The 15,605-nt window shown below is 47.3% G+C and carries 19 protein-coding genes; 4 read left to right on the forward strand and 15 right to left on the reverse strand.

The window, feature by feature from the left end; translation table 11 throughout:
• The first annotated feature begins 156 nt into the window (after window positions 1-156).
• The 4 genes from RDM37_RS05955 to RDM37_RS05970 all read left to right on the forward strand — a co-directional run bounded on the left by RDM37_RS05955 (window position 157) and on the right by RDM37_RS05970 (window position 3,009).
• On the forward strand, window positions 157-489 hold the full coding sequence (locus tag RDM37_RS05955) for a hypothetical protein (protein WP_308555890.1): 333 nt from the start codon (window positions 157-159) through the stop codon (window positions 487-489).
• A 363-nt stretch (window positions 490-852) separates the two neighbouring features.
• The gene (locus RDM37_RS05960; protein WP_308555862.1) at window positions 853-1,284 is read left to right on the forward strand and encodes a hypothetical protein; all 432 of its coding nucleotides are present in this window, start codon (window positions 853-855) and stop codon (window positions 1,282-1,284) included.
• Window positions 1,285-1,306: 22 nt separating this feature from the next.
• On the forward strand, window positions 1,307-1,747 hold the full coding sequence (locus tag RDM37_RS05965; protein WP_308555864.1) for a PcfK-like family protein: 441 nt from the start codon (window positions 1,307-1,309) through the stop codon (window positions 1,745-1,747).
• Window positions 1,744-3,009 carry a PcfJ domain-containing protein gene (locus RDM37_RS05970; RefSeq protein ID WP_308555866.1) on the forward strand — a complete coding sequence of 422 codons (1,266 nt, stop codon included), beginning with the start codon at window positions 1,744-1,746 and terminating at the stop codon, window positions 3,007-3,009. Before RDM37_RS05965 ends, RDM37_RS05970 begins: the two co-directional genes overlap by 4 nt.
• Before the next feature lie 38 nt (window positions 3,010-3,047).
• Here the strand turns inward: RDM37_RS05970 and RDM37_RS05975 are convergent, their stop codons facing one another.
• From RDM37_RS05975 to RDM37_RS06045, 15 genes are all read right to left on the reverse strand, one after another.
• Window positions 3,048-3,584, reverse strand: coding sequence for a ClbS/DfsB family four-helix bundle protein (locus tag RDM37_RS05975; RefSeq protein WP_308555868.1), 537 nt, complete (start codon window positions 3,582-3,584; stop codon window positions 3,048-3,050).
• Window positions 3,585-3,792: 208 nt separating this feature from the next.
• Window positions 3,793-4,254 (reverse strand): DUF3872 domain-containing protein, encoded by a 462-nt coding sequence (locus RDM37_RS05980; RefSeq protein WP_308555870.1) that lies wholly within the window; start codon window positions 4,252-4,254, stop codon window positions 3,793-3,795.
• Window positions 4,255-4,266: 12 nt separating this feature from the next.
• On the reverse strand, window positions 4,267-4,848 hold the full coding sequence (locus RDM37_RS05985; protein ID WP_308555872.1) for a conjugal transfer protein TraO: 582 nt from the start codon (window positions 4,846-4,848) through the stop codon (window positions 4,267-4,269).
• A complete protein-coding gene (gene traN / locus RDM37_RS05990) occupies window positions 4,848-5,789 on the reverse strand; it encodes a conjugative transposon protein TraN (protein WP_308555874.1) in 942 nt (313 codons plus the stop codon). The genes RDM37_RS05985 and traN overlap by 1 nt, the downstream gene beginning before the upstream one ends.
• Window positions 5,790-5,825: 36 nt before the next feature.
• Entirely contained in the window at window positions 5,826-7,073 is a 1,248-nt protein-coding gene (traM, locus tag RDM37_RS05995; protein ID WP_308555876.1) for a conjugative transposon protein TraM, read from the reverse strand.
• Window positions 7,063-7,350: a hypothetical protein gene (locus tag RDM37_RS06000; RefSeq protein WP_308555878.1), complete on the reverse strand. Its 288-nt coding sequence runs from the start codon at window positions 7,348-7,350 to the stop codon at window positions 7,063-7,065. The genes traM and RDM37_RS06000 overlap by 11 nt, the downstream gene beginning before the upstream one ends.
• 4 nt (window positions 7,351-7,354) lie before the next feature.
• Entirely contained in the window at window positions 7,355-7,978 is a 624-nt protein-coding gene (traK, locus tag RDM37_RS06005) for a conjugative transposon protein TraK (protein WP_004330615.1), read from the reverse strand.
• 363 nt (window positions 7,979-8,341) lie between these two features.
• Window positions 8,342-9,379 carry a conjugative transposon protein TraJ gene (traJ, locus tag RDM37_RS06010; RefSeq protein WP_025884381.1) on the reverse strand — a complete coding sequence of 346 codons (1,038 nt, stop codon included), beginning with the start codon at window positions 9,377-9,379 and terminating at the stop codon, window positions 8,342-8,344.
• A gap of 32 nt (window positions 9,380-9,411) precedes the next feature.
• Window positions 9,412-10,041: a DUF4141 domain-containing protein gene (locus tag RDM37_RS06015; protein WP_308555880.1), complete on the reverse strand. Its 630-nt coding sequence runs from the start codon at window positions 10,039-10,041 to the stop codon at window positions 9,412-9,414.
• A 26-nt stretch (window positions 10,042-10,067) separates the two neighbouring features.
• Complete coding sequence (locus tag RDM37_RS06020; protein ID WP_308555892.1) at window positions 10,068-12,584, reverse strand: TraG family conjugative transposon ATPase; 2,517 nt, start codon at window positions 12,582-12,584, stop codon at window positions 10,068-10,070.
• On the reverse strand, window positions 12,584-12,910 hold the full coding sequence (locus RDM37_RS06025; RefSeq protein ID WP_297168781.1) for a DUF4133 domain-containing protein: 327 nt from the start codon (window positions 12,908-12,910) through the stop codon (window positions 12,584-12,586). Before RDM37_RS06025 ends, RDM37_RS06020 begins: the two co-directional genes overlap by 1 nt.
• The gene (locus RDM37_RS06030) at window positions 12,910-13,215 is read right to left on the reverse strand and encodes a DUF4134 domain-containing protein (RefSeq protein WP_004330933.1); all 306 of its coding nucleotides are present in this window, start codon (window positions 13,213-13,215) and stop codon (window positions 12,910-12,912) included. Before RDM37_RS06030 ends, RDM37_RS06025 begins: the two co-directional genes overlap by 1 nt.
• 66 nt (window positions 13,216-13,281) lie before the next feature.
• On the reverse strand, window positions 13,282-14,037 hold the full coding sequence (locus RDM37_RS06035) for a hypothetical protein (protein WP_308555882.1): 756 nt from the start codon (window positions 14,035-14,037) through the stop codon (window positions 13,282-13,284).
• The gene (locus RDM37_RS06040; RefSeq protein ID WP_308555884.1) at window positions 14,034-14,561 is read right to left on the reverse strand and encodes a DUF3408 domain-containing protein; all 528 of its coding nucleotides are present in this window, start codon (window positions 14,559-14,561) and stop codon (window positions 14,034-14,036) included. Before RDM37_RS06040 ends, RDM37_RS06035 begins: the two co-directional genes overlap by 4 nt.
• Window positions 14,558-15,349 carry a ParA family protein gene (locus RDM37_RS06045; protein ID WP_308555886.1) on the reverse strand — a complete coding sequence of 264 codons (792 nt, stop codon included), beginning with the start codon at window positions 15,347-15,349 and terminating at the stop codon, window positions 14,558-14,560. The genes RDM37_RS06040 and RDM37_RS06045 overlap by 4 nt, the downstream gene beginning before the upstream one ends.
• Between the last annotated feature and the right edge of the window lie 256 nt (window positions 15,350-15,605).

Here is a 15,605-nt window from a genome sequence, read left to right on the forward strand (position 1 = left end):
TATCCCTATCTCGTGCGCCTTTTGAGCTTCAAGAGCCAAGATAGTCTCTCTGCTCCATACGTCAAGAGTATATTCTATCTCTTGTCTTTATGTCGCATAGTCTCTTGGCTCTGCTCTTGAAAACTCTAAAAGACTCCGAATATGAATAGATCTCTCATGAACAAAGACCTGCACAGTCCAGCCTTCATACGGGCAAGTGTTCCTGCAGATAAAGAGGAACCACTACAAGTTGCGTCCAAAACAACTTCGAGCAACGGAATCAAATGGTCTCGCATCATCCGACTTACCTTACTTATAGGTATCCTATCGGGTGGGGTGTACTTACTCTCTAAGTTAGTCACAGCACAGGTCGTAACAGCTCTATTGATCCTGATTGGTTTTGTGGTACTACGATTCATCGTTCGTACCGTTCTGCAAATCACATTTACGCTTTTACGCTACCTCTTTTGGATTATTGTACTAGTCGTAATACTGCTTTGCGTGCTATGATATAGCACCTCTCTCACTTCAGAGAAACGACTCTTTGGGTGACTAGCTCTCTTACGAAGCTGGTCACCCTTTTTGCTTCTTCTGTTTAGGCATTGCACTTCTGCTTCTCAGTCATAGTTCCCCAGTTATGCAGTGGTCAAATCGGAAGCTGATTCTTTTTCATCGCAAAGGTAGTACGGGGCTTAAAGACTTTCACAAGGTCGGGCCGTTCGGTTTGTCTGGAAAATCTCCACACCTATGCTGTTCGCTTCGGGTAGTATTTTCCGCCAAAACCTTGTGTAAGTCTCGCCCCGCTACCTTGTTTTTGCTTGAAAAAAGGAATCAGCATACTCCGATCTTTGAACGCATAAAAAAAGGTCTCTTATGAATAAGCAGAAAGTAAACATGACATTATCAATGAAAGAAAAAGGATATAGCTCCTCCTCTCATTACCGCATAAGTTCTGAGTTAGAACAAAGTGAGCAGGCGTTGGCTACCAAGTTCGTCCATTGGAACGTACCCCCATTGAAAAGCCTTTGTGACAGCTCTGTATATCTCCTGAGAGCAAAGCTTAATCGTGGCGAGCGAATGAGCCGTGAGGATAAGGATTGGCTCTGTGAAGCGGTGAACTCAAACACCTATTTCCGCACAGCTGTTCCCCTACAAGGATGGCGATTTGACTTCATCGATGTATTGAAGAAGTACCTCGTCAATCAATATGGACAGTGGGCAGAGTACTATGCTCCCGACCGCACCAGCCTACGCAACTACCTCTATGGACCTATCAACCAAATCGTAGAGATACCCAAGCAGTAACAGCACTAATAGCGATAAGACAATGAAAGGAACAGAACAATTTACCCGAACGATAGCCGAGTATCTTAATGGACGTGCGATGACAGACCCTTTGTTTGCGCCCAATCTACAGAAGCCCCATAAGAACATAGAGGAGTGCATTCTCTATATCTTGAGTGAGGTGCAAAGAAGTGGTTGTAATGGCTTTGCCGATGAGGAGATATACTCAATGGCAGTTCACTACTATGATGAAGATGATATAGAGGTGGATAAAGTCTCTGGTTGCAATGTTGTGGTCAATCACGTTGTAGAGCTCTCCGAAGAAGAGAAAAAGCAAGCACGGCAGGAAGCTATCAAGCAATACCAACAAGAGGAACTTGTCAAATTGCAGAAGAGATACGAGCGACCCAAGAGAACTGAAAGATCCGAGACAACATCTTCTATACAACCGCAACCCACACTATTTGACACCCTTGCCTTATGAAACCTAGGAACAAGTTTGAGAAAACCGTAATGGCACTGAGTACGAAACTATGCCCAATAACAAAAGCACAGCGTCAATGGGCATTCCGAGAGTGCATAGACCACTTTGCCTTCCGCTTACCTAAAGGTCGTACGACTTGTATGGATTGTGGTTATAGTTGGACTTTAGAGCAGCCTATAGATACTTGCACTTGCCCTCAATGTAGGGCAAGGTTGCAAGTCAAGACAACAAGAGCGCGTAAGTTACAACAGAAGCAGTACTTCACGCTACTAACCACTTGTGGTGAGTATCAAGTGTTGCGGATGTTTCTCCTTGTTGTAGGTATGGAGAAAGGGTGTAGAGCAAAGACTTCGGTCATTGAGATTGGGCATTATTGGTGGAACGATGCAGGGAGACAAGCATTAGTAGCCATACAGCGAACTTTTGGACACTATATTGATAGCTTTTCTTTTTGCTCTCCGATGGCTATTCGTAACGATAGCGAAGCTTACCGATATGTAGCCTATTCGCAGATATATCCTAAGCTAAAGGTCACGAATACGCTTTATAGAAATGGCTTCAATCGAGAGTTTCACGGCATAGCTCCTACTCGACTCATCCCAGCTTTACTTACTGATAGTCGTGCAGAAACAATGATGAAAGCAGGACGATATAAAGATTTAAGATACCTCCTATCAAGGGGCAAAGGGCTTGACAACTATTGGAGCTCATACAAGTTGACACTTCGTCACCACTACATAATAAGCGACATTGCCTTATGGTGTGACTATGTAGATATGCTCAAACGATTGGGTAAGGACATCCACAATCCGAAATACATCTGCCCCTCCGACCTCAGAGGAGAGCATAACAAACGAGAAGTGGAGCTGCGCAGACAGCGTGAGCGGGAGGCAATGGAGCGAAAGCGGGAAAAGGCAATGGCGGACGAAGAGCGTTTTCGTGAACTCAAGTCAAAGTTCTTCGGCATCTGTTTCACGGACGGCACAATCCAAGTACACGTCCTGGAGAGCGTGCAAGAGTATATAGACGAAGGAGCTGAATTGCACCACTGTCTATTTTCAAATGAGTACTACCTCAAAGAAAACTCACTCATTCTGTCTGCAACCATTGAGGGCAAACGAATAGAGACGATAGAGGTCTCTTTGGACACACTACAAGTGATACAGAGCCGTGGCGTGTGCAACCAAAACACCCCATACCACGAGCAAATCGTGAGCCTTGTCAATGCCCATAGCCAACTGATACGGGAAGTTGTACGATGAAGGTCGGTAAAGGAGCTGTCGGCTCTTTTTCACTAAGGTTATTTCAAGAATTTGATATGCTTCTTTATTTTCTTCATCGCCCAATCGTAATGACTTGCCGTTACCGAGACACAATATGCTCCGAGTATAGATGTCCCAGTCCAAGGCAATGAGCCTTTGGCAAAAAGTTCATCATTGGAATAATTTTCTATCAAAACCATTACCGCATTATGAGACGCTTTCAAGTTTTCCTTTGCTTCCTCCAACGATGTGCTTTGGTGCTTCTTCCAAAACTCAACATTCAGTGCAGGGTAAGTTCTCCAATTGTAAGGTTCGGGAAGAAAAGGCTTAGGCACCCCATTGCTATTGGCTTGGACCCAATTCAATAGCAGATTATGCCACTCGTACAGATGCACAAGTACATCCCTCAAGTTCTTGTCTCTTCTCCAATGTGTTTCCTTACCGCTTGTAGTCATTTCCACAGCAAAAGGTGTCGCTTGTTGCTCCTCACTCATCCTATCTATGAGCTCCCACATCTTCACAAATTGTTGATTCGCAGATGTCATCAAATCCGCCTTTGTTGTAGCTCTTGCCATATCCTCTTTATTCTTTGTTTGTCTCAAAGGTAAGTAAAAGGATGAAGATTCGGAACCTTGTTCGTAGATTCAATAACAAAAGCCCCCCAAAAGGTAACCGACAGACGGCAACACTTTCGGGGGCTTCTTTTCTTTGTCTTTGAGTACGAGTAGGCGACCAAAGCAAAGAAGCAAAAGAAAGTCGCAAAAAAGAAGATTACACTTCTTCCTAAGTTGGCTGTATTTCTATTGATGATGGTTTATCCTCCCTTTCATTGTTGAAGTTGAAAGTCCGTTGCTGAAGCTGTCCGAAGTTATCCTCCACGTAGATGTCAATCGTTTGGCGGTCAGTAGAGCGTGAAGTGTAATAGAGACGGAAGGCGTCTCTCGTGAGCGGATAGCGATCATTCGGTTTGAATACAGTGCCATCATCCATCTTCAAGCAACCCTTGCCATCCGGCTGGAAGTAACGGATCGTGTATTGCGTATTGGCAAAGCGACCACTTCTTTTGAGGCTACAGCGTATTTCAGCCGTTTCCCCCTTAGCTATGGAGTTCTGCACCGGCATCACTTCGAGCGAGAAGTCGTAAGCCTGCTGCACATCCAGCTCACGAGTACAAGCAGATAGACAAAATAGGGCGAGGGCAACCCCTCCCACAGCCCATATCGTATTCACTAGGAACTTTTTCATTGTTGATGGTAGTTAGATATTGAACTTGAGTCCTGCTGAGATAGCAGGACGAAAACGATGCAGGTCAGAGCCAAAGAGCAGTCGCCCTTGAGCTTTGAGGACGAAGAGCAGATTGTCTGTTAGGAACAGTTCCACCGAGCCATGTATCGCCCCACCATAAGTAAAGCGAGACCGATCAAGGAGTGTAGCCCCATCGGGGAGCAACCGTTTATCATCGTTCAGCTCTTCATAACCGCAGAGAGCGGATAACCCCAAGTAGCCAAAGACATTCTTCCCCCTATCTGAGAGTATCGGGTGCATATAGCCGAAAAGCAGGAGCGCATCACGCAGTGGAACATTGTAAGAGCGATAAGTCAACCCTTGCTGCTCATATTCCGCCAAGAGAAAAGCGTAGTTCGCCCGCTTGAAGTAGTGTGCGAACGCTAGACCTACCCCAAAGCTCTCCTTTGCGAATAGTTTCTCCCCCTTGATAATCGGCATAGAGCCGACCAACTCAACGCTATTTTGCCTAGGGATTAGTCGCTGTGCGTACGATGGTGTAACAGCAACCATAGCCACCATCACGCAGACCATCATAGATAACCATCTCTTCATCACCACTTCAGTTTAAGGTTATCAATCTTCTTAGTGAGCAAAAGGTCTTCAGGCTCCACATAGAAAGTGAGCGTGCGACTCCCGTTTCGCTCGTAGAGCGTCACTTCAAGCTGCTTATCCTCTGATAGTGTGAACTGCTCCAAGGCAAAGACTATTCTCTCAGAGCGTCCCGCTCCAATCCACATCACCTGATGAAAAGCACGTAGTGGCTGTAGTATTCGCTCCTGTATAGCTGTATGCTTCGCAACCTTCTTGTCCACCACCTTGAACGTAATGAAGTCCACCGCATACGGCATATTAGACTCATTATCCATACGGACATGGAAGTAAAGCAACCCATTGTGGGCATATAAGCCACGAAGAAGGAAGCGCATCCCGAATTGCTTCGCCCCAACATACTTGATAATTCGCTTATCATTTTGGTAAATGCTCTTCATAATCAGCTTAACCAATATGGGCGACTCACTTCCCAGCTCTTTGAAGTAGATGTCCGCACGATTGCTCGGCAGTCTTCCCTCCGTAGGAGATAGAAAGTCCTTCATCTCTATGCTGAGCTTCTCTGGTTCATCCGCATACTTCACATTGTATGCGTAGAATGAACCATCCTCACAGATGACACTCATATTGGTCTCAGTCTCAAACTCTCGGACGGCAGCCTTTACACGCAGCACATTCTCCGCATCGTCAGCCTTCCCTGCAATAATGTTTTGCGACCCGAGGTCAACATAGCGTATAGCTGCAGGAAAGATGAGATGCACCGTCTTTTCAAACGTGACCTCCAGCCCGTAGGGCAATACGACCCGTCCATTCGGTATCGATCGGCTCATCCCTTGGTAAAGGTCTCCGCTACTCAGTAGTTGATTGTTTCCCTCTACTTGTTGTGCCATAGCAGGGAGCGTTATCGTAGCACAAACTACGATAGATAAAATCCATTTCTTCATAAGTATATCAGTTGTTATTGTTAGAGTTCTAAAAGCTTACTTCGTCTGTACAAGGAATAGTCTATATCCTCCTTTGAGCGTCACCTTAATCGTTCGGAGCTTCTTCTGTAGTAGTTGTCCAGCTCCCTGCATCACCCCCCTAGTCACCTCTGAGATGATTTGGTCTTTAGCCGATGAGGAAAAGGTGAAAGAGGTTCCCATCGATCCCCCGACATTTGCCCCCACCTCCTTGAGCGCTGACACCTCTTCAGAGCCAGGAATATAGACTCCCATCTGTCCGTCTGTATCATAGGCAGATAGTTTGACCGGCAGAATGCGACCATTCACCTCTATGCTCTTAATCACTAGCTGCATTCGGTTGCCATCTATCTTAGCTTGTGCCATCAAGAGACTATGCTTCGGAATTGATATTTGCTGCACACGAGCCGTCTCCAGCAGGCGAAGGGCAACGTAGTCACCCTCTTTGAGGGTCGTTGTTTTGTCCACCACTACGCAAAGGGTATTGCGCTCGCCAGAGCGTGCGGAGCTATTAAAGAGCGAATGAAAGCTCATATTCCGCTCCTTGGCTCCGTACATCTCCATAAACTCCTCGTCACTCATAGGCTGGTCCAGTGCTGAGACCAACGGCTTGTGGTCAGCTATTATCTCCATTGGAGCCTCGTCCTTGGCAGCTCCACCGCTAGGCGGAGAGACCATCTGAGACTGCTCACTCATAGGCATAGCTCCATGGGCAGAAGAGGCACCAGCTGCGGGCAAGTACTTAGCCGCCATTTGGTAGCTCTTCTCCATAAGAGCTAGTTGCTTAGCTTCCTCATCATCGTCTTGTTGGCTAAGCTCGTGCAGTTCACGTCTGAGGTCATCAATCTCCTGTTGCATAGCTTCTCGCTCCTCCTCATAAGGGTCAGAGCCGTAGAAGTCCGCTAGCAAACGGTTGTTCTCCTCGTATCGTTGCATCGAAGACTCAATCTTATTGCCAACGACCGCCTCCTGCGGGTCGCTCTCAGACGAGGTTCCCTCCTGCTGAAAGTACTCCGCCAGTCTCCCCACCTCCTCACGAGCTTGCTCCTCTTGAGTTGTATGGTCAACTAGTTCATAGGCTTTGAGTTTATTCTCCGTAAGCTTTTCGGTCGTAGCTTGTGGTATGTTGTCATTCAACCCCTCACCAGTGTCCGTTTGCTCCTTAGTGGCGGGTGCAAATATAAACCACATAGCAAGGGCAAAGATAATCCCTAGCCCTGCGAAGACTAACACCTTCTTCAATTGTTCTTTCTGTTTATGCTCCATAGTTACTAATCACTAAATGTTCCATTCTCTTGATGTAGGTTGTATCCCTCTGTATCGGGCTGTCCACCAGCTCTCCCATAGGGATAGGTGGCTTCTCCTCACGGTGCGGGAGGAAGAATTGTGCCACCATCCAGATTGAGCAGACTAGGTAGACGAGACTCAGTCCGTAGACAATAATCTGTCGCTGTCTGTTCGTTAGCATATTGCATCGCTCTCTTAGCCGTACCTGCCCTCTCAAATAGCTTCTTCTGAGGGTAGGTCTACTTCTCCGCTTCATATTCTTATCGCTTGTAAGTTTGGATGTCACGATTCTCTCGTACGAGGAAGTGCTCCATCAGAAACCCTTGTGGATTGTTGTCCGAGCGAACCGAGTTTTGTAGCGAGCAACTAGTCACCAAGCTCCGCTCCGTGACATTGCTCTGTCGGATAATAAACTGCCGAGCAAAGGTGGTTACTTCATAGGGGTATGAGTCAAAGTCACACCGTATGGAGTCAATCTCTATACGTTGGTTGACATTGCCCGAGATAGCTCGATTGTAGTACCCTTTCTCCGCTAGATCCTTGTAGTAGTTAAAGGCGGACTTGTCACATAGTTGGAAAGCACGCTCCATATTCTTCTCGATAGCATCCTTGTCGGGTGCAATCGTGAAGAAAAGCTCGTGAAAGCGTCTTACATGCTCTCGAGCCTCCACTGGGCGGTTCATCGAAGCGTCTTGGCTAAGAGCCAGCATCAGAGACTTTCCTTGGTCTAGTACGTACACCTTCTCACGCTGCTTCTTAGCAAAGCTGTACGAAGCATAGACCGCATAGCTACTGACCGCTATGCAGACTATCGCAAAGATGATAGCGTAGAGCCTAATCTGCTTGAAAGAGGTCTCTATGTTTGTGAGTGATTTGAATTCCATATTCCATTATTCTAATTGTCTTATATCTAAAAACTTCTGAGGGGTAGTCTAGTGCCAATGTGCCTTGGCACTCCAGTGCCATACGGGTGAAACTCTAGTGCCAACCCCACTTGACACTGCAGTTTCATACGGAAGAAACTGTAGTGTCATAGGTAAGAAACTCTAGTTTCATAGGCAGGAAACTCCAGTGCCATGGGTAGGGAACTGTAGTGCCGCACGGCAGGCACTACGATTACCTCCCCCAGCTACTACATTGACACACATAGGAGGAGCTAATCCTACCCACCTGACCGTCATACGACCGTCACGTGGTCATCGCATCCTCATCAAGCGTGTCATAGCCACCCTTCGGCTGAAGGGACGCTATTTGCCCTTGATAAGTGCCCCTTTGATACGTCCGCCTACGTTGCCAGCTATAGATCCAGTGGCACCAGCGACCGCCTTACCTCCCGTATAGGCACCTTGGGCACCTCGTTGCGCCGTCTGATTGACATTGCGTCCGTATGCCCCGATACCACCACCAGCCTCTATAATCCAGCCCGCTACCGTAGGAACACAGAAGTACCCCACGATACCGATCAAGAAGAAGACAATGTAGTACCAGCTACCCGAATCGGGCAGATAGTTGGGGTCACTCAATGCTGCAATATCCTTCTGCACCATCAACACCTGTATCTTTGTGAGGAGAGCAGAGAGGACAGAGCTCACGGGTAACCACAGATAGACCGATATGTAGCGGGAGAACCAAGCCGTAAGCGACCCCGACAATCCATCCCAAACGGCAATACCAAAGACGATTGGTCCCAGTATGCTCAGCACGATAAGAAAGAAGGTCCGGAGCGTATCAATAATCAGAGCAGCTGCATGGTATAGCAACTCTATGAGGTCATGGAGTTGCTTCATCAGCCATTGCTTTGTTTTGTAAGCAGCACGCTCGGCATACATTCCAGCGATGGTCACCGCATCGCTCGGACCGATGATCCCCATCTCCTCTATCTTTTGGTCAAAAGCTTCATTGGAAACCAAGTAAGCCGTCTCGGGGTTACGGAGATAGGCAGCCTCTTGTAGTTTGTCACGCTTAGCAATCAACTTGTCTAGTTGTACCGTCTGCTTATTGACCATTCGCTCTGTACCTTGTACCACAGGAGAGAGAATCGTATTCATCGTACCCAGCACAATCGTTGGGAAGAACATAATACAGAAGCCCAGCACAAAAGGTCGCAGTAAGGGGAAAAGATCAATCGGCTCGGCACGAGACAACGAAGACCACACCCTTACGGCTACATAGAAGAGAGCTCCTAATCCCGCAATCCCCTTGGCAATGCCCGTCATCTCTCCACAGAGAGGCATCATCTCCTGATAGGTGGAGCGGAGTAATTCATGTAGTGATGCAAAGTCCATAGATCCTAACGGCTATCTTTACGTAGTCAGTCTTACCAATATCGGCTCTCTGGATTTCCATAAAGCGCTTTGACCGATGCTAGATCATTCTTCTCGTGAGCACGTACATAGCTCACGGAGATATTCTTTCGGGTGTAGTAAGATACAATCGATCGATACTCACGTAGTGTCGTATAGATGCGGTCTATCATCTGCATACGCTCGCTATCATTCATCGAGAACACCTTGCTCTTAGCTACAGACTTCAGCTCCTTAAGACTCTCTCCACTCAGTTCCAAGAGTTTGGCATATCCAGCAGCCATAGCGGCAAGCTCTGTGGGGCGGAAGTTTGGGTCCGCTAGCATCTTCTTGTAGGAGGTTACATAGATCTCTGATATGTCTCCCACCATTAGGATGCACTCCTTCACCTTGTAGGCATCGCCTATAAGGTTGTTCACCTGCTTGAGCGCATCGTAGTACTTCTTGGTGTCGTTGTACAGTTTCTCCACCTCCTTAAAACCACTTAGCGTGTTTTTGACCGTCTTTGAGGCGGTGGCAATCTCCTTAATGGAGTTAGCTATGTTGCCAGCAAAGTTCCCAGGGTCGGTAACCACCCACTGAGCGCGGGCTTGAGGGATAAATAGGCTCATTGCAAAGAGAGCCATCAGCAGATACTTTTTCATTGTCACTAGGTATTTGATTGTTACTATTATTGCTTATCTCTTTTCTCTATGGCGAGTTGTCGGATGGCCGACTCAATGTCACCTCCCAGCTGCTCCGCACGTTGCATTACTTCCAGCTTCTCTCGCTCCTCTGTCGTATAGGTGAGATACTCCTCCATACTCACCTCTGTAGCATAGACGGCACTCTGCATACCTCCCAGCCCGACCCACACCTCTTTGTAGAGTCGGTGAGGATCGTTGTTCTGATTGATTGAGAGGATTTGGCTCTTCTCCTTTTCGGAGAGACCCAGCATCGACTGGATACCATCAAACTTGGTCATGTACTTACGCTGGTCTAGGAGGATCTTGCAGTCAGAGTTGTTGATGATACTCTCCTTCACTACGGGTGAAGAGATGATGTCATCTACCTCCTGCGTCACCACAATAGCCTCTCCGAAATACTTTCTGACCGTCTTGTAGAGATACTTAATGTAGTCCGCCATATTCTCCGAAGCGATCGCCTTCCAGGCCTCCTCGATAAGGATCATCTTGCGGATACCCTTCAGTCGGCGCATCTTATTGATAAAGGCTTCCATAATGATAATGGTCACCACGGGGAAGAGGTCTTTATTGTCCTTCACTTGGTCAATCTCAAAGACGATAAACCGCTTTGAGAGCAGGTCTATGTTCTTATCCGAGTTCAGTAGGAAGTCGTAACGACCACCTTTGTAGTACTGCTTGAGCGTAGTCAGAAGGTTATTGATATTGAAGTCTGAGAGCGTCACCTTGATATCTCGTTGCTCCATATCCTTACGATAGACATCTCTAAGGTATTCGTAGAAGCTGTTGAAGTTCGGGACAATACTAGCATCTGAGCAGATGAGCTCGATATAGGCATTGACAGCAGAGCCCAGCTCTCCAGCCTCAGTCTTGGTGACCCGCTCATCGGCACTCTTCCAAAGCGTCATCAGTAGGGTGCAGATACTCTCCCGCTTCTCTACATCAAAGAACTTGTCATCCGTATAAAAAGGATTGAAGGAGATAGGATGGTCATGGGTGTAGGTGAAGTAGACTCCATCCTCCCCCTTTGTCTTACGATGGATTAGTTCGCACAACCCTTGATACGAGTTACCCGTATCGACCAAGAGGACATGCGCCCCCTGCTCGTAATATTGTCGTACCATATGGTTCGTAAAGAAACTCTTACCACTGCCCGAAGGTCCCAAGATAAACTTGTTGCGGTTGGTAATGATTCCTTGCTTCATCGGCAGATCAGAAATGTCGAGATGTATCGGCTTACCAGATAATCTGTCTGCCATCTTAATCCCAAAGGGTGAGAGCGAGTCCTTGTAGTTGGTCTCTGCCGTGAAGAAACAGAGAGCCGGCTCAATGAAGGTGTAGAAAGACTCTTCTGCGGGAAAGTCGCCTGCATTACCCGGGATAGCCGCCCAGTAGAGGGTCGCTGTATCGATGGTGTTGTGTCTAGGACGGCACTCCATCAAGGCAAGGGCAGAGCCCACATCATTCTTGACTTGTCGTAGCTCCTCTTCATCGTCACTCCATGCCAAGACATTAAAGTGAGCTCTAATGGAGGTGAGTCCCTGAGAGTGTGCTGTGTTGAGATACTCCTGTATCCACTCTTCGTTGATTTGATTACTACGGCTGTAGCGTGCTAGAGAGTGCATATTCCTAGCTTGCTTCTCAAAACGCTGCAAGTTAGCCTCGCTATCTTCAATGAAGAGGTATTGATTGTAGATATGGTCGCAGGGGAGCATCAGCCCCACTGGAGAGGCAAAGGAGAGGCGGCAGTCTGAGCGGTCTGTTGATAATCGCTCATAGCGACCATCGGTACTGACCGTAGTGGGTAGATCATCCGTATCCGAGAGCGTATGCAGGCAAAGCATATTGTCTCCCACACGTACAAGGTCTGCCCCTAAACGTATATCCTCCAATGTGCCGTGTCTGCTATCTGATAGAGAGAAGTAGCGATCTAATAGAGCAGCTTGCTCCCTAGAGCCAACCAGCTCAGCCTCGCTCATTCGAGCCAGCTTTATCAATTCGGAGTCATTGATGATGCGTTCGAACTGATCCACCGCCTCCATAAACTTCACCATCTCCTCTTCGTTGGTAATCTCTTTAGGGAGTAGATGACCTCTACAAAGCGTTGAGAAGCTACTCTGCTGTGCCATACGCTGTCTATTGCTCTTCGTGATAAAGAGGTAGACGGTATGGTTTAGATAGGGTCGCTCATTGAAGTGTCTCTCAGAGGCACGAGCGAGAAAGCTCAAAGGCTTTTCCTGACCACGCTTGCAAGTCGTATGGTAGCACTCCTTGATGAACCAATCTTGCTTGTGAACGATCGTGAAGTTGGGTAGCACCTTGATTGCTTTATGCCAAGTAGAGTGCATCGTCTCATACTCTGCAGATGTGACTGTAAAAAGCTCGGGTAGCTCCACTCGAAAAGCAACCGTCACATCAGCATCCTTACTGACAATGCACCCATGCTCGACACTCAGCAAGGGGAACTTTGACTCTAAGGTGGTTATCTTGCTTCTGTTTCTCATCATCTAGAGCTATTGAGTTGGTGAAAAAGCTGATAGACCGAACGGCGGTTCAAGAGATACCTGGGGTGTCTTCTTATAGCTCCTCGCTTCATCAATCCATATTGACCATACTTGCGATTCATGGCGAACGTTTGCCACACCACAACGGTGGCACCCACTACGCCTATGCCCAAGCAGATGATCTGACTGATGCCACAGAGATAGAGAATCACTACAAGGATGAAGATACTCAGTAACCCTCCTGCAAATAAGAAGAGGTAGTGAGCCTTCAAGCCCTTGAACTCCACCGTCCGACCGACTCCTTTATTTACTTCCCAACTAGCCATTAGAGGAAGAAGCTACGCAGGATGGTAGCAGCCACGATGAGGAAGATACAAGCTCCAAACCAGCTTGCAGCTGTCTTGCTCGTATCGGGGTCTCCTGAGCTAAACTTATTGTACACCTTGACACCGCCTATCAAGCCCACCACTGCCCCAATGGCATAGATGAGCTTGGTGGCTGGGTCAAAATAGGAAGTGACCATCTTGGTCGCTTCGTTGATGCCCGCCATACCATTGCCTTGGGCAAAAGCTGTCGCACCTGTCATCATCAGGGTCAGGGCAAGCATCGCTAGGCGTTCCTTGCTAATCATTCGTCTGTTCATTGTCTGTCGTTATATCAAGTTGTTAAAGAATAATCTTGCTGTTCTATTGTTGGGTTACAAGTAGTAAGAGAGCGGTTTGTCTTCTTCTCCCGCTTCTGCCTCTACTTGGGAAAGTGAGGGTTCCTCTTCTAGCCCTTCAGCTTTCCGAAGGGTTGCAAAGAGATTGCGATGAGCTTCTTCCACTTGTAGCGTGTACTCTTTGAGCCGATCCATAAGCTCCGTTCCTCGCAAGGTGCGGAGCGTCTGGCACACCTCCTCTTCATTTTCATTAGTCAGTGAATCCTCTTGCTTACTCCATTGGCTAATCCGAGATAAATCTCTTGCTAGGATAGCTGTCGGGGAGAGTTCGGGCAGTGCTTCGCTGGCAATCTGTAACTCCTCCCGCAGGATGCTCTCCTCATCTAGATCCTCCATCGTGTAGGCGACTTGTATCTCGTTTTCTGCCTCAGGGATAGTTTCGCTTTCCGCTTCTAAAGGCTCTGTAGCGTCATCTCTTGGAGTTGACTTATCACTATCTAACTCTGCAAATGTAGCGGGATTATCGTCCGCTTTTTCAGACGAGGAACTCTTAGGAACCGTAGGGAAGGATGAGGAAACAAAAGGTTTGCTTTTGCCTACCAGTTCGTCTCTCTCTGGTTCCTTACGCTCTTGATTGGAGTCTGCCCGTTCCGTCTTCTCTCTCTTGGCTGTACCCTTTCTTTTAGGGGCTTGCTTAGAGTTGTTCAAGAGTCTCCGCCAATATGTGATGCCAAAGATTACCCACACAATCACTAATAAGAGCAGTAAGCATCTCAATGTCTCTTCAATCATAGGTCAATAGTCTTATCTCGTCTCCGCTGAGAGGCGATTTGGTTTAATAGCTCCTGGTGCGTTTTCAAGTGATCCAGTACGATGTTCTCAATATAGCTTGTGATGGAGGTCTCTACACGGAGGTCACTCACCACATTTCGAAGTAGCTGTAGCACTTCGGTATGAATGCTGAAGCCAGACTTGTTGCGTCCATCTCGTACAGATGTCAGGAAACGTTCTTCGTACGCTGCAAACTCTAATGTCGATGAGCAACTTCTAGGAGTAGACTTCTTTTTGGAGCTGTGACGCTGGGATGCTTGAGGAGAGGTGGTCGGAGTTGAGGCTGTTGTCTCCTCAGTCTCTGAGACGGCATTACACTCATCTTCAAGCGTTGGATTCTCTTCAAGCGTTGGCTCCTCATCTAAATCTATCGGCTCATCAAAGTCCGGGATATTCTCTGCGGTACGCTTGGTGACCCCTATATTCGCCATCTCTCTCATCTTAGCTTGGAGCAGTCGCTCTCGCTGTTCTTTAAGTGAGCTCATAAGCTTGTACCTTTTTGTAGACCTAGCTTCTGTATCACCTCTTCGACCCATTCATCTACTCCTGTCTGAGGGCGTAGCGTTGTAGCTGGAGGTAGGTAAGAGCAACGAAAGACTCCCTTGACACCCCCTTGAGCTAGCTCACGACTGAAGCGAACAGAATGGTAGATACGAGTGTCTAGAATCTTCAAGCCCTGCTCTTGGGCATGCTGACTGAACAGTTCGATGACCATCGTGCTGGCACTGCGATTTACTTTGTTCCAAAGCAAAAAGAGATCTTGGATTTGAGACTCTGCAAAGCCTACACCTAGCTCTTGGATCGTCTTGGCATAAGCAAAGCTTGATGCCAATGATTGCGGGTCAGCCTCTATGGGGGAGATGATATAGTCCATCATAATGGATAGCTCCATCATAGCACTGGTAGCTACATGACCAGGGAAGTCAAATATAACGAGCTGGGGAGCTATCGGTGCTTTACTCAAGTACTGCTCTGTATTGCTTATTGCCTGTTCTAGATTACTTCGGATAATCTGGTAAGACTTCTTCCCATATTGGGCAAGTCGCTCGTGGAGTGCCTTCCCTATATCTGGAGAGGTTCCAATAAGATCTCTGTCACGCTCTCGGAGCTTGAAAAATGACTCCTGCGTGCCATCGCAGTCTACTACGACAAGAGGGATATCTTTCTCGTAGTATAAAATAGATGCTAGCACTTCGGCTAGCGTACTCTTACCGACTCCTCCCTTTTGTGAAGCGAAGCCTAAGTAGAGCGGGCGACTGTTTGATCTGTCCATCTCGTTCTTTGGTTACTACTTATGTTATAAGCCTCTGGGGCGATTGTTTCACTCTAAATCTGACTCAAGAATTAGGTCTCAACTTTACTCTTGACTAAACTCAAGAGTTAGTTCTTGACTCAGCTCAAAATTGACTTAGCTCAAGAGTTAGGTCTTGACTTAACTCAAAATTGACTCAGCTCAAGAGTTAGGTTTTGACTCAACTCAAAATTGACTCAGCTCAAGAGTTAGGTTTTGACTCAACTCAAAATTGACT

The organism is uncultured Porphyromonas sp., assembly GCF_902489635.1.
Taxonomy (GTDB): Bacteria; Bacteroidota; Bacteroidia; order Bacteroidales; family Porphyromonadaceae; genus Porphyromonas.